This window comes from Vibrio salinus (genome assembly GCF_021272385.1).
Lineage (GTDB): Bacteria > Pseudomonadota > Gammaproteobacteria > Enterobacterales > Vibrionaceae > Vibrio > Vibrio salinus.
Genome location: NZ_JAJSDZ010000010.1, coordinates 230452 through 244233, shown reverse-complemented (window position 1 = coordinate 244233; position 13782 = coordinate 230452). Strand labels below are relative to the sequence as shown.

13 protein-coding genes are annotated in these 13782 nt (G+C 42.1%); 9 read left to right on the top strand and 4 right to left on the bottom strand.

Annotated elements, in window-relative coordinates; translation table 11 throughout:
- Positions 1–30 precede the first annotated feature (30 nt).
- The gene (locus tag LRQ06_RS14630) at positions 31–1062 is read right to left on the bottom strand and encodes a formylglycine-generating enzyme family protein (protein WP_232767613.1); all 1032 of its coding nucleotides are present in this window, start codon (positions 1060–1062) and stop codon (positions 31–33) included.
- Between the two features lie 188 nt (positions 1063–1250).
- Between LRQ06_RS14630 and LRQ06_RS14625 the strand changes: the two genes are divergently transcribed.
- From LRQ06_RS14625 to LRQ06_RS14615, 3 genes are read left to right on the top strand one after another with little or no spacing between them, the layout of a single operon-like run.
- On the top strand, positions 1251–2573 hold the full coding sequence (locus LRQ06_RS14625) for a hypothetical protein (RefSeq protein ID WP_232767611.1): 1323 nt from the start codon (positions 1251–1253) through the stop codon (positions 2571–2573).
- Positions 2570–3034, top strand: coding sequence for an SEL1-like repeat protein (locus LRQ06_RS14620; RefSeq protein WP_232767609.1), 465 nt, complete (start codon positions 2570–2572; stop codon positions 3032–3034). The genes LRQ06_RS14625 and LRQ06_RS14620 overlap by 4 nt, the downstream gene beginning before the upstream one ends.
- A complete protein-coding gene (locus LRQ06_RS14615; RefSeq protein ID WP_232767606.1) occupies positions 3031–3573 on the top strand; it encodes a hypothetical protein in 543 nt (180 codons plus the stop codon). Before LRQ06_RS14620 ends, LRQ06_RS14615 begins: the two co-directional genes overlap by 4 nt.
- 95 nt (positions 3574–3668) lie before the next feature.
- Here the strand turns inward: LRQ06_RS14615 and LRQ06_RS14610 are convergent, their stop codons facing one another.
- Positions 3669–4607, bottom strand: a complete 939-nt coding sequence (locus tag LRQ06_RS14610) for an NADP-dependent oxidoreductase (protein ID WP_232767604.1) — start codon at positions 4605–4607, stop codon at positions 3669–3671.
- A 123-nt stretch (positions 4608–4730) separates the two neighbouring features.
- Here LRQ06_RS14610 and LRQ06_RS14605 point away from each other — a divergent pair, with 123 nt between their 5' ends.
- Positions 4731–5615 carry a LysR family transcriptional regulator gene (locus LRQ06_RS14605; protein ID WP_232767602.1) on the top strand — a complete coding sequence of 295 codons (885 nt, stop codon included), beginning with the start codon at positions 4731–4733 and terminating at the stop codon, positions 5613–5615.
- A gap of 21 nt (positions 5616–5636) precedes the next feature.
- Here LRQ06_RS14605 and LRQ06_RS14600 read toward each other — a convergent pair whose 3' ends face one another.
- Complete coding sequence (locus LRQ06_RS14600) at positions 5637–6962, bottom strand: PTS sugar transporter subunit IIC (RefSeq protein WP_232767601.1); 1326 nt, start codon at positions 6960–6962, stop codon at positions 5637–5639.
- A 336-nt stretch (positions 6963–7298) separates the two neighbouring features.
- Between LRQ06_RS14600 and LRQ06_RS14595 the strand changes: the two genes are divergently transcribed.
- The 5 genes from LRQ06_RS14595 (at position 7299) to LRQ06_RS14575 (ending at position 11870) form a co-directional block, all read left to right on the top strand.
- Positions 7299–7613: a PTS sugar transporter subunit IIB gene (locus LRQ06_RS14595; RefSeq protein ID WP_232767599.1), complete on the top strand. Its 315-nt coding sequence runs from the start codon at positions 7299–7301 to the stop codon at positions 7611–7613.
- Between the two features lie 25 nt (positions 7614–7638).
- The gene (locus LRQ06_RS14590; protein ID WP_232767597.1) at positions 7639–8973 is read left to right on the top strand and encodes a PTS sugar transporter subunit IIC; all 1335 of its coding nucleotides are present in this window, start codon (positions 7639–7641) and stop codon (positions 8971–8973) included.
- A gap of 54 nt (positions 8974–9027) precedes the next feature.
- Positions 9028–10422 (top strand): 6-phospho-beta-glucosidase GmuD, encoded by a 1395-nt coding sequence (gene gmuD, locus LRQ06_RS14585; RefSeq protein ID WP_232767594.1) that lies wholly within the window; start codon positions 9028–9030, stop codon positions 10420–10422.
- Positions 10422–10751 (top strand): PTS lactose/cellobiose transporter subunit IIA, encoded by a 330-nt coding sequence (locus tag LRQ06_RS14580; RefSeq protein ID WP_232767591.1) that lies wholly within the window; start codon positions 10422–10424, stop codon positions 10749–10751. The genes gmuD and LRQ06_RS14580 overlap by 1 nt, the downstream gene beginning before the upstream one ends.
- A 159-nt stretch (positions 10752–10910) precedes the next feature.
- Complete coding sequence (locus tag LRQ06_RS14575; protein ID WP_232767588.1) at positions 10911–11870, top strand: LacI family DNA-binding transcriptional regulator; 960 nt, start codon at positions 10911–10913, stop codon at positions 11868–11870.
- Here the strand turns inward: LRQ06_RS14575 and LRQ06_RS14570 are convergent, their stop codons facing one another.
- Positions 11871–13781: a sensor histidine kinase gene (locus LRQ06_RS14570; protein WP_232767585.1), complete on the bottom strand. Its 1911-nt coding sequence runs from the start codon at positions 13779–13781 to the stop codon at positions 11871–11873.
- Position 13782 lies beyond the last annotated feature (1 nt).

Here is a 13782-nt window from a genome sequence, read left to right as displayed (position 1 = left end):
ACAGTCTTCATTTTATTAATATGAATTGTGTTAGTTTTTTGCACACCTAAAGCTGAGTCTTGTGTGGTAATGTTTTTGTAAAGGTGATTCTTTTATTCGATCAAATGTCATTGTTTGACCACCGCCATCTCTGGCAACTTTTTGAGTACCAGAATTTGGTCCTTGAGGATTTTTCTCCGGTGAGTTTTGGTAATATTCAGCGGAATACCAGTCATTGACCCATTCGGTCACTTGGTTAGACATTCCATATATACCTAGGGGATTTGGAGGGAATGCGCCAAGATTTGTTAAACCCTTAGGTGAATTAATTTCATCTTTTTTGTATTCAATAAATTTGCCAATTTCGGGATCGTAATAATAACTATTTGCTAACTGACTATATCCAGTATTAGTAGCATAATAGACATGTTTTCCTCGATTTCTTGCTGCATATTCCCATTGAGCTTCAGTTGGTAAATTAAAGTCCAAAGAAGATATTTTTCCTAGCCATAAGCAGTAATCTTTAGCTTCTTGCCATTTTTTTGTTGGTGCAGCTTTATGCTTGAAAATTTCCATTCTCCGGGCATATTCAGAGGAGTTTCTAGCTATTACTTTTCCTGTCTTAAAATTATCCATTGCAAAGGGTAACTTATTAATTTGTCGCATCCATTCCATATTCATAAAGGAAGTTTCATATTTGGAAATAGAATAGGAATCTAAAGTAACTTTATGGAGATATTGTGCACCAGTTGCAACACTGCTTGGTGAGGCTAAACAGTTGGCATCAGGTGTCCAGTCAATCCGGTTTCTGGTTCGGCTGGGTATTTCACATGGAGCTTTAAAGTCGCCCATGTCAAATGTGCCGCCTTTAACAAAGACTAAATTTTCAATGGCTCTGACCACAACGTTTGCTGCGTGTTCTTTTAGCTCTTTAGACGCATCGGGATACATCTTATTAATATTGTTAACGATAGTCTGAATTTGTTGTTTTGGGACAGTATCACTGGTGACATTTAGATTTTGCGACTGAGTATTACAACCGGTGATAACCAACGGGAAAAAAAGAAGCCAATGTTGTTTCATGATTATTATAACGTTGTTAGAGATATAAAATTGTATCAATTGTAATCGAAAATCTGTTTCATTTCAGAGTTAAAGCGGCAAATTAACAAAAGTATGACAGGGTCATTTTTGTATTAATAATAAAGCCAGAGCTATCATGCCAACAATATCTGCCTTATATCAGCCGGACGGACGGTTCAAAACCGAAAGTGAGGGATATCGGCTCTTTTATTGTAGAAGTGACCGGAACGGTTTACGGTGCGATTGCTGCCAGTATGACCTTATCGGACAAGCTACAAGTTGGTAATACGCCAACGGGACAATTTGGTGTCCGGGGTGTTATGCCGACAACGACAGAATTTACCACGGAAGGAAAGATAAGCGGTGAAGTGTTTGCCGGCCTAAAAGTAGGAGGTACGGTGGATTGCAAGCTAAACTGGAAGCCAACTGAAGCGGATGCAAAAGCACTAAGTATTACCCGTGAGTTTAAAAACTTATTTAAAGTGGGCGGAGGTATGGAAGCCAAAGCCGGGTTTGGTGGTAAGTGTGAATTTACGCTTACTTACAACAAAGGGCGCTTTCAGGTGATCCTTAACGCTGGGCTGACAAGTGGTTTAGGCTGTGAAGGCAAAATTGCCGCAGAGATCAACCCGGACAATATTGATGATTTGTTTACTGTGCTGATTAATCTGATGACTCACAGAGATTTTAAACGTTTTGCCTTTTTTGATGAAAGTAATGATAAAGATGAAACGTTTAGAAAATTTAACGATATGATCACAGTAGCCGTTGCATTTGGTCTGACCTTTGGTGAACTGGCATTATTACCGTTTACGGTTATTGATGATATGGAAAAAAGATCCAGAGAAGAGCGAAACGCACCATTTGTCGCTAACTTTATTCTGAATAAAGATAATATTCAGAAAAACGAAGCCTGGATTAAAAATATGCCCGCAGAGACATTAGCAAAACTTCTGACGGTTCTAATTAATTATCACAACATTCCTAATGAAACGGTTCTTTGGGGGCTTGTGGGTGAAAAAGACGAGGATAGAAATGCTGTTGCGGAGCATAACGCAGCACAGAATATGGCTATTCTGCAGATATTTGAATGGTTAGGCGCAAATGGAATACCCAGTGCAATGCAACTGACCCGTTTTGAAAATGCTGTACAGCGAATGGGGCTGAATGATCCTACTCAGCTTGATAACGGAAAAAAATGGGAACGTTATGCGAAGAATTTGCTTAAGATAAAACAGTTTTTTGATGATTGTTTAGTGAATAAATACAAAAGCTTTTATTTAAGTCAGCAGCCATTAATTAAGTATGATGATTTTATGGCTAAATCTCATAATTCATTTGTAAATTCAATAGAATCTTTAACTAGAAGAGCCCAGTTATACCAAAGGGAAAGTTATGATAAGTATCATGGTCATCAGGTTGGTTTCCCTCAGTATAAAGTGTCTCTAGATAATAACAGTATAAAAAGTCAAGGGTATAAAGAATTTAATTGGGTGGAGAGAGTTGAATGAAAAATATTGTAAGCTGTCTGGTTGTGTTTCTAATCATGTTCTCCTCTGAAGTAACAGCTTCTTCCTTGATGGATGGAATAAATTTATTTAATGGTAAAGAGTTTATTCAGGCCAAAATGATATTTTCGAAATTAGACAAAAAAGGTGATAGTCGAGCGATGTTTTGGTTAGGTGTTACTCAATTTAGAACTGGGGAACAATTTAAAGCAGGTTCAACGTTGCTTAAAGCTGCAGAAAAAGGCGATCCGTGGGCAATGCATCTAATGGTACCCAGCTATAATGGGTATTGTGATTATTTGGGGTGGGATTGTGATGAATCATGGATGAAGAAGGCGATTAGTGGCTGGAAGAAATTAGAAGTTAAGGGCGATGGTAAAGCCATGTATGCCTTACTTCGTTGGGGGATAAACCTTGGTGGACGGCTATTCCCGTCCTCTATAAGAGAAACTATTTACCATTGATAAGAAAAGCTGTTAGAGCTGGTGGGTTCGAAGCTGCGGGCTTTAATGCTGGGTTACCTCTTGAGTTATCAGATAAAGTTGAACTATTAAAATTAGCATCATCAGATGGTTATGCCCCTGCAAATGTGTATTTATACGACATCATGAAAGGACATCCTGAATTTGACACAGGAAATAGTATTAAATTACTTAAGGATGCTTTATTACGTGGTTGTGGAAGCGAAGATTTAGTTTCATATTATGAGAGTAAATTACCTAAAATAAATACAATTGATGATATAAGGACTTTGTCTGACGAAGATCATAATAATTTATATTATGCTTATTATTCACTAATAATGAATGGCTTGGGTAGCCCTTTTAAATTTAAAACATATAGATGGGTTATGGATAAAAAAAATAAAGTTCAAATTGAATTGTTTTCACAAAAAGATAAAAAAGAAATCGAAGAAAAAGCAAAAAAATTCCTAGATAAAGTAAAACCAAATATGTTTTTTGATGAATCGACTAGTGTACATGGATTACTTGGGGCTGGTTAGTGTCGTTAGTATTTGCGATATTTTAATTTAAACCACCTGACTTTCAGGTGGTTATTTTTTAGAAACGATTTAAGTATCAAATTTACTTCATTATTCTACGGTTTTAAAACAATTTTCCCTATGCAGTGATGGGCTTCCATTATTTGGTGTGCTTGCGCTGTGTTTGATAACGGTAGCGTTTTTGCGATATGCGGATGAATTTTCCCTTCTTCTAATAACTTTCCTATCTGTGCCATATCCTGACCATTGGACTGCATCAGAACAAAGTGACATGCTGCTTCGGAAGTCCGGGTAATTTTTTGTGTTTCCTCATCGGGTGGCAAAATGCTGACTAATACACCATTGGGTTTTAACAGACGGAAAGATTTTCTTGTCACTTCATTACTGACGGTATTGAGAATAAAGTCAAAGTGGTTTTCATAAGTGTTCCAGCAAACACGTTTGTAGTTAATGCAGTCCCTGATGCCAAGTGAGTGTACAAACGCGCACTTTTCTGGCGATGCCGTTCCGGTTACCTGTAACCCCAGATTTAAGGCAATTTGGGCGGCCATATGTCCGACACCCCCGGAAGCACCGTGAATTAATATTTTGCTGCCTTTTTCCGGATGACAATGACGGGTAAGAGCTTGCCAGGCTGTCAGTCCGGTCATTGCTGCCGCGGCACATTCATCATGAGATACATTTTGCGGTTTCGGAGCCAGATGACCGGCCTTTACTGCTGCGTATTCTGCGTGCGTTCTGCCAAGCCCCGGAAAGCCAACGGATCCGAAAACTTCGTCTCCGGGTTTCCACCGGGTCACTTTTTCCCCGCACTTTACCACGATACCGGACAGGTCCCATCCCAAAATTTCTGGTGTTGTTACCGGAGTATGATTGCAGGCACCTTGCCCTGCGCGGGTTTTAATATCAATTGGGTTGATGCCGGCTGAAATGACGTTAACCAGAACCTCATCCGGACTCAGGAGCGGTTCAGGTACCGACTCTAATTTCAGATTCTCTGTGCCTCCGAATTGTTTCAATAACACGGCTCTCATTGTGATTCCTTTTATTATCAGTGAGTAACATAGTGAAAGATTAATTGAGTCTGGATACTTAAAAAAGCAGCGTAAATTCGATATCCTGCTGCATAATTTCAGCACTGATTGAGGGACATCGCTTTGAACTGGGATAATCTGAGATTTTTTTTAACGGTTGCCAGAAGTGGCGGAGCGAGGTCGGCGGCGATAAGCATGTCTGTTGATCAGGCAACGGTAGCTCGCCGGCTTAAAATGCTTGAAAAGGAAATGGGAGCGACTCTTTTTTATCGCCGGCCTGAAGGGTATTTTCTGACTGTGGAAGGGAGAAAACTCCTTCCAGAAGCCGAAATGATGGAACAGGCTGTTGCCACGATGCTCCGGAAGACCGCAGGGGCTGATGCTTCTTTATCCGGAAAAGTCCGAATCACAACGACAGAAGTACTTGCCTGCCAGTTTGTTTTACGGGCCCTGGAGTCTCTCCAGGAGAGTTATCCTGATATTGAAGTCACAATTAATGCTTCCCTGAAACTGTCAGACATGCGACACGGAGAAGCTGATATTGCTATTCGAAATAAGCGGCCACAGGAAGAAAACCTGATAGTCCGGCACTTATATACGACAAAAGTGGCGTTGTATGCGAGCTCCGGATATATACAACGCTTTGGGAAACCCGTTAGCGGGACCGCTTTTGCGAGTCACCGGCTTGTTATGTACAACCGTACAGATGTGCCTAAATATTGGGAAGCCTTATGCGGAGAACCGATCAGACAAGCGGCTATTGCGATGGAAACCGATTCTCAGGCTCTTTTGATTCAGGCTGTGCGTCAGGGATTCGGTATTGGTGCTCTGTCCTGCGATATTACGGCAGTCCATGAGCCTGACCTGATTCAGGTTCTTCCAGAGTGCACTGACGTAGCTGATATCTGGCTGGTCGTCCATCCGGATGTTTATGGGCAGGCAAAGGTCAGGGTGTGCGTAGATGCGTTGGTTGATGCATTCAATACCAAGCATCCGAACTTAGTTTAAATGAATTAGAGTTAACAGACCTTAGGCATTCGTTTTTGCTGATTTTCTGGCATTCATTTTTTCCTGTTGCTCTAACACTATTTTCTCATGAGCACGGAAAAAAGGAAGGTACATGAAGTAGGCGTTAAGGATTGCCAACATGGCCATCAGTGCATTCGTAATGCTGCCATTGGCTGCCCAGGCGGCTCCTATGGGAGCGGGAATGGTCCAGGGTAGCATCATTACTATCCGGTCTAATATTCCGATAGAGGTCAGATACCAGGCAATGATTGCGTTAATCAGCGGTACGCAGATAAACGGGACAATAAAAACCGGATTCATAATAATTGGGAAACCAAACATGATGGGTTCGTTAATGTTAAACAAAGCCGGAATCAGTGCTACTTTGCCAACGGATTTTAACTGATTGGAACGACTTTTGATTGCCAGATATACCAGTGGAAGGGTAGAACCTACGCCGCCGATTAATAAGAAAAAATCCCAGAAAGAAGCGGTATATATGTGAGGTAAAGTGGTAACGCCGGATTCCATAGCCTGTTGGTTTATCAGTAAGTTTGTCATCCAGAATGGATTCATAATACCGGTCACAATAATAGACCCATGAATGCCGACAAACCACAGCAACTGGCAGATAAGAACGGAAATCAGAACGGCAGCAAGACTATCTGAAGCCAGTACAAGAGGCCTGAATAGTTGTTCTATCAACTGAGGTAAGTGAACCCCGAAGTTTTGATTTAACAGTAAATTAAAAGCGGTCAGAGATACGTATACGATAAAGATCGGAATGATCAGTTTAAAAGCCTGAGCGGTAATCAAGGGGACATCCTCTGGCATTCGTATAAACCATTTTTTCTGAACACATATGTGAATAATTTCAACAGAGTAGATACTTGCAACGAGCGCCGTAAAAATACCAGTACCACCAAGGTAACTGGTATTTAGTGATTCGGAGTCGCTAAAGCCTGCCAGCATAAGAAAAGCCATGCTGCCGGTTAAACCGGAAAGACGCTCTGGAAGCTGGTATTGTTTGGCCAGACTGGCCGCTATTCCGAATGCCACAATAAGCGCAACCATACCCAATGTCAGTTGATAGGTTGGAAGAACCAGAGGACGCAGAGAGATCCTTAACTGATCCCACCATGGTGCTGCGCCTATCCTTTCGGCAGGGATATTTATTATGGGGAAAATCAGTGGCACAAACAGACAACCGATAAAAATAAAAGGCATAGAAAGCTGAAAGCCGTCTCTTAATGCCGTGACATGGACACTGCGGGAAATACTACGGGCCACCGGTGAAAAGTAACGATCAATGTTGGCCGCGATTATCCTGGTAACAAAGTGCTTCATATTCTGGCTTGGCCTTCTTATTTTGTGTATGGAAACCGATATCCTAAACGGCTATTTTTTCATACCTTTTGGGAAAATGATATTCAACCGGTCACACCTTTGTATTCTCATGAGCTTTTTATCAGTGAAATTTTGAACCCCTTACCGGGTAAGTTCCGGAATTTTGCCAATTTCAGAAGGTTAACTTTGCTACATAGATCATGCATTTCCCCTTTATTTATCTATTTTTAATGATCAAATTCACACTCTTATAGGAAACAACCGGAAACCGGTTTCCAAACTAAATCCAATGGAGCATATTATTAAGTATTAAAACTACAACAGGAGAAGTCTGAAATGAACAAAATAATGCTGTGCTGCTCTGCAGGGATGTCCACCTCTTTATTGGTTAAAAAAATGATAGCGTCTGCAGAAGAACGGGGTATTGAAGTACAAATTGATGCATTTGGGGCATCCGAATTCAGCAACCATTTTAGTGATTATCAGGTGGTTCTGTTAGGGCCTCAGGTTAAATATATGCAACAAGATCTTCAGGAAGAAGCCAACTCCGCCGGTGTCCGGGTTGAGACCATCAATATGATGGATTATGGCCTGCAAAAAGGCGACAAAGTGCTTGATTTTGCCCTTGATCTTATCAGTGAACATGCTTAGCAATTAATCAATTCAGGAGATTGATATGAGTACCTTATACGACCGTATGGTCGATGTAATTGAACAGAAAGTATCGCCCCTTGCTGGAAAAATGGGTCAGCAAAAATACATTATGGCGATTCGGGACGGGTTTATTGCCGCTTTGCCGTTTATGATTGTCGGGTCTTTTATGCTCGTTTTCATTTTCCCTCCATTTTCACAAGATACCACATGGGGATTTGCCCGTGGATGGCTGGATTTTTCAGAAAAATACCGGGACCAGTTAATGTTGCCATTTAACCTCAGTATGGGGGTGATGACCATCTTTGTTTCGGTTGGTATTGCGGCAAGTCTGGCTAAACATCATAAGCTGGATCCGTTAACAACCGGATTGCTATCGCTGATGTCTTTTTTTCTGGTTGCAGCACCACTAAAAGACGGCGCTATTTCGATGCAATACTTGTCAGGTCAGGGTATTTTTACTGCGATTATTACGGCGATATATTCTACTGAGGTTTATGGTTTCCTGAAACGCAAAAACATTACGATTAAGCTGCCTCCGGAAGTTCCGACTGGTGTGGCTCGTTCATTTGAAATTCTGATTCCTGTTCTGGTTATTATTTTGACTTTGCACCCCCTCAATTTGCTGGTTGAATCTCAATTTGGAATGATTATCCCACAAGCTATCATGTCATTGCTTCAGCCTTTGGTTTCTGCATCGGATTCGTTACCTGCAGTGTTGCTGGCAGTGTTTATGTGTCAGATTCTTTGGTTTGCAGGTATTCACGGAGCACTTATTGTGACCGGTATTATGAACCCTTTCTGGATGGCTAACCTTTCTGCAAACCAGGTTGCAATGACAAGTGGTATTGCAATGCCACATATTTTCTTGCAAGGGTTCTGGGATCACTATTTGCTGATTGGTGGTGTGGGTTCAACATTACCCCTGGCAATACTGCTGCTTCGTTCTAAAGCTGTTCACCTGAGAACTATCGGTAAAATGGGTATCATTCCCGGCATCTTTAATATCAACGAACCTATCTTGTTTGGTGCTCCTATCATTATGAACCCGGTATTTTTCCTGCCGTTCATTCTGGTACCAATGGTGAATGCAGTTTTCGCATGGTTCGCGGTTGATTTAGGTCTGGTTGCCAAAGTCGTTTCTCTGACTCCATGGACAACACCAGGTCCTATCGGAGCGTCGTGGGCTGCAAACTGGGCTATCAGTCCGGTTATTCTCTCCATTTTCTGTATGTGTTCTGCTGCCGTTATGTACTTCCCATTCTTAAAAGCTTATGAAAAACAATTGCTGAAAAAAGAAGCCGAGGAAGAGGAGCAAAAAGCACAGACCGTAAGCAGCGCACCTGCTTCAACTCATTAATTAAATTAGGAATAAAAGGGCTGCAGTAGTGCAGCCCGGTTACAGGACAACATTATGCAATATCAATTTCCAAACGATTTTTTTTGGGGAAGCGCTGCTTCTGCTGCTCAGACTGAAGGCGCCGCCTTTTCCTATGGGAAAGGTGAAAATATCTGGGACCATTGGTATAAACAAGAGCCAAACCGCTTTTTTCAGGGCGTTCCTGCGACAGATGCGTCAACATTTTATAAAAACTACCGTTCAGATATTCAGTTGATGAAGCAGGTCAATCACAATAGTTTCCGGACCTCCATTTCCTGGTCCCGGCTGATTCCGACCGGAACAGGGGAAGTCAATCCGCTTGCTGTCGAATTCTATAACAACGTCATTGATGAACTGATAGCTCAGAAAATTGAGCCTTTTATTTGCTTGTTCCATTTTGATATGCCAATGGCCATGCAAAAAATGGGCGGTTTCGAAAGTCGTGAAGTTGTTGATGCTTATGCGAAATATGTTGAAACTTGTTTCAAATTGTTCGGTGACCGGGTGAAATACTGGTTTACGTTTAATGAACCGATTGTGCCGGTCGAAGGCGGTTACCTTTACAATTTTCATTACCCGAATGTTGTCGATTTCCGTCGTGCTGCAACGGTTGCTTACCACACCATTATTGCTCATGCCCGTGCTGTCCAGTGTTTTCGTAAGCTCAACCTTCCGGGTAAAATTGGCATTGTACTCAATTTAACACCGTCTTATCCCCGCTCGCAGAATGCCCCCGACCTGCTAGCTTCAAAACGTTGTGATTTACTGTTTAACCGTAGTTTTCTGGACCCGGCAGTTAAAGGAGAATACCCACAGGAATTGGTGGAATTGCTTGGTCAGTATGAGCAGCTTCCGAAGATAGAATCGGGTGACTGTGATCTGATTGCTCAGGGTAAGGTGGACATTCTGGGTATCAATTATTATCAGCCCAGACGGGTTCAGGCTCGCCTGAATGCGATTAATACTGATGGCCCTTTTATGCCGGAATGGTTTTTTGACAATTACGTGATGCCAGGTTGCAAAATGAACCGCCATCGTGGTTGGGAAATCTATGAAAAAGGTATTTACGATATTTTAATCAACTTACGCGATAACTACGGTAACTTGCCATGTTACATCTCTGAAAATGGTATGGGCGTAGAAGGTGAGGAAAAATTCATTACGGACGGTCAGGTTCAGGACGACTACCGGATTGATTTTGTGAAAGGGCATCTGAAATGGGTTCACCGGGCAATTGAAGAGGGCAGCCGGTGCTTTGGATATCATATGTGGACCTTCATTGATAACTGGTCATGGAGTAACGCTTATAAGAACCGTTATGGTTTTTTCCGGTTAGATTTAGCTACCCAGCAACGTAGTCTGAAGAAAAGTGGTCAGTGGTTTGCTGGCGTATCAAAAAATAATGGTTTTAATGAAGGAGAAGAATAATGGATCTTGAAGAACAGGTCATGGGCATCATTATAAATTCAGGACAATCCCGCAGTTTATGTTATGAAGCGTTGCGTTGCGCTAAAAAGGGCCAGTTTGCTCAGGCTGAGAAATTACTCAAAGAATCTAATGAATATGCCAGTAAGGCGCACCGGGTTCAGACTCAATTGATTGAGGCCGATGAAGGAGAAGGCAAAACCAAGATGACATTGATCATGGTTCATGCTCAGGATCATCTGATGACCTCAATTCTTGCGAAAGAACTGGTTAATGAGTTGATTGATGTTCATAAACGGATAGAGCAGAAAGAATCCGCTGCTGTTTCCTGAACAGCACTAGTCTGACCTGATCTGGGTCAGACTTTTTTGTATTGACTGTAGGAACTTGCTTGTCTAATCCGGATGCTGAGGTAAAATGAAATAACCGGGAACCGTTTTCCCGTTTGTTTTTATTTTAATTTATGCAGTATAACGCTTTGTAGGATTGTTATGGCTACTATTAACGATGTATCCCGGCTTGCAAATGTCTCGAAAGCGACAGTTTCTCGTGTTTTAAGTGGCAGTCGGGGAGTAAAAGAAGAAAGCCGTGAGGTAGTACTGAAAGCGGCGGAAGCATTGAATTACCGCCCCAACGTCATGGCACAGAGTCTTGCCACGAAGCGTTCAGACTACATTGGTGTTATTCTTTCTACAACCGATGCAGGGCAGGTATCGACGTATTTACCGATGCTTGCCAAAGCTCTGAAAGAACGAAATAAACAGATGTTGGTTAATTTCGTCGATTCAAAAGAAGATTTTACCCGGGTTGTGGCCGAATTTAATGGTTGTCAGTGTGATGCGATCATTTCCGTCGGCAGCTCGTTTCCTTATACCGAAGATACCAACATTATTGCGATTGATGGTATTGCTCAAACAGACAGCCGTACTGTCGGCTATGATTATCGTTTTGCCTGTGAGAGTGCCTGCCGCTATTTGTCGGGGAAAGGACATTCTTCTATTGCCATTATTCTCGACAGCAATGATTATGCTTCTGAGCTGGTTCTTGAAGGTTATAAAACCGCCATGCAGAATTTATCGATACCGATTAACCGTCAGTTGATAGTTACAGTCGATGAAAGCCCTGAATTAGCGGTAATGAACCTGTTAAACAGCTACTCTCCCTTTACCTCGTTAATCGTGATGCGTGACAGTCATGCCGCCATTGCCATGAAATTGTTCAAAGATTTTAATTTATCGACGCCTCAGGAAGTTTCCATGATGTCTCTGGAAGATTCGTTTCTGGCGAATCAGCTGACGCCGGCGCTGACCTGTATCAGTTATCCGAGTGAGAAGTTAGTAAATGCTGCAATGCAGGAACTGGACAGCCTGATTAACCGTCGTCCCGTAGATAAACGGTCTTTGATCCGGGGAAATCTGGTCACCCGGGATTCTGTTGTAAATCGTGGTTAATTAATCTTCCGGCAAATTCATCTCAATTTTTTGTGGTATTTCGATGATAAACGTCGTGCCGCTGTCCGGTACGGTTTCGACAGATATGGTACCCTGCAGTGAGTTTGTGACCCATTGATGGACAAAGTGCATACCCAACCCTGTGTTACCCTGAGAGCGTTTGCTGGTAACAAATGGATCAAATAAATTGGGTAGCACGTCTGGATCAATTCCTTTACCGTTATCGGAGATTCTGATCTCTACTTGTTTCTCTTCTTTATTTAATGTTGCACAAACAGTCAGTACTCCGCCCATTTCCGGCGTAAAGGCATGATGTAGTGTGTTGATGACTAAATTTTGGATAACCTGAGAAATGATCCCGGGCATACCTGACATTTCGATGTCTTCAACTTCCAGTCTGGTTTCAACCTGAGCCTGTTTTAAACGGTGGTGGAGTGTTTTTAGTAAATCTTCAATAACCTGATTCAGGTTAAAGGAAACAGATTCTTCTCTTGCTCTGTCTATTGCTAACCGTTTAAAACTACGGACCAATTCGGCAGCCCGCCGCTGACTTTCTTCAATCAGATCCAGTCCATGTCCGGCAGAGTCAAGATATTCTTGTAGGGCACTCTTCGTCAGGCCTTCCGCAAAGGAAGCTTTGAGCTTGTTATATTCCGAATGAAGTTTTGAGGAGGACATAATTGCGGTGCCTAATGGTGTGTTGAGTTCATGAGCAACACCGGCTACCATCATTCCGAGAGCGGAAAGCTTACGTGATTCGACCAGATCATTTTGCAATATGTGCTGTTGTTCGAGTAAATTTTTGGTGTAGTCAGCAGACTCCTTCAATAGTTGTTTATCGGTCTCAAGCTTTTGATTCATATTAATTAAAGCCTGACTGGCTTTTCGTTCCCTCAACAGTACCCAGGCCCCGGAAAGGAAAATAATGATAGCAACCAGAATGGCCGGTATGGCGGCTTTCACTTTCAGTCCGGTAACGAATTTTTTAGGTGTTACGGCATTGAAACACAGAATAGACCCATGGTTGAATTCGGTTTGAGCAAAGTCTTTCGTTAAATCGGAACATTTGTAACTGACCATGCCCTGATTCAGATCTAACTCCCGTTTTTCTTTGTTTTTCTGCAGTGCTTTCCAGAGGGCCGGAGAGATATTTTTTACATTATTCTGAGGCTTGTTTAAGTCGCTACCCCATTCAAGACGGTCATCCGGGTGCATTATCCAGAATCCATCCTGATCAATGATCTGTAGTTTGACTTCGTCTGTGTTTAATGTCCTGATAGCACGGAGCAGATATCCGATATTGTAATTCAGTACTAAAAGACCATCCCGCTGCGGTTCGGTTGCCCCTGTTCTTAATGTGATCCGGATGGTTGGCTGGTAAGGAATTTCTATTTTCCCATGCTCGATATTCAGATCAAGACTGGAAAGATACACGCTTCCTTCCGGAGTCTGGTATCCACGTCTGACGTAATAACGGTTGATTTTATTCTGTAACTGTTCATGAGGAACAATATAAACATCGCCTTCCTGAGCATTAACTCTGACCTGCTCCTGTCCCTGAATGTCTATCCAGCGGACCTGCATCAGTGAATTGATGCTATGTGCAAAAGAGACAAACAGTTCTTCTGCCAGCTCCGGATTGATGGGGGTATTTTTATCGATGGATCTGGACAGGGATGGGTCATCGTGTAATAGGCGGATTGTTCGTTTCATATCACCAATTTCTCTGATGAATAAAACCTGAGCCTGATTAATGCGCTTTTGTTGCTCTGATAACACCTGATCCAAATGTGTGTCTATGCTGTTTTTATAGATAAGCCAGCCAATTAAACCGCTTATGAACAGGCTGATGATGAGTAAAACGGAGTTACTGTTTAACAGAAACCCTTTTGAATGATAGGAAGCTTTCATG

What these genes read in the sequence shown, in the direction of transcription:
- LRQ06_RS14630 (WP_232767613.1), bottom strand. Translation starts at nt 1,062, where the DNA reads ATGAAACAACATTGGCTTCTTTTTTTCCCGTTGGTTATCACCGGTTGT.
- LRQ06_RS14620 (WP_232767609.1), top strand. Translation starts at nt 2,570, where the DNA reads ATGAAAAATATTGTAAGCTGTCTGGTTGTGTTTCTAATCATGTTCTCC.
- LRQ06_RS14610 (WP_232767604.1), bottom strand. Translation starts at nt 4,607, where the DNA reads ATGAGAGCCGTGTTATTGAAACAATTCGGAGGCACAGAGAATCTGAAA.
- LRQ06_RS14600 (WP_232767601.1), bottom strand. Translation starts at nt 6,962, where the DNA reads ATGAAGCACTTTGTTACCAGGATAATCGCGGCCAACATTGATCGTTAC.
- LRQ06_RS14595 (WP_232767599.1), top strand. Translation starts at nt 7,299, where the DNA reads ATGAACAAAATAATGCTGTGCTGCTCTGCAGGGATGTCCACCTCTTTA.
- LRQ06_RS14590 (WP_232767597.1), top strand. Translation starts at nt 7,639, where the DNA reads ATGAGTACCTTATACGACCGTATGGTCGATGTAATTGAACAGAAAGTA.
- gmuD (WP_232767594.1), top strand. Translation starts at nt 9,028, where the DNA reads ATGCAATATCAATTTCCAAACGATTTTTTTTGGGGAAGCGCTGCTTCT.
- LRQ06_RS14580 (WP_232767591.1), top strand. Translation starts at nt 10,422, where the DNA reads ATGGATCTTGAAGAACAGGTCATGGGCATCATTATAAATTCAGGACAA.
- LRQ06_RS14575 (WP_232767588.1), top strand. Translation starts at nt 10,911, where the DNA reads ATGGCTACTATTAACGATGTATCCCGGCTTGCAAATGTCTCGAAAGCG.
- LRQ06_RS14570 (WP_232767585.1), bottom strand. Translation starts at nt 13,781, where the DNA reads ATGAAAGCTTCCTATCATTCAAAAGGGTTTCTGTTAAACAGTAACTCC.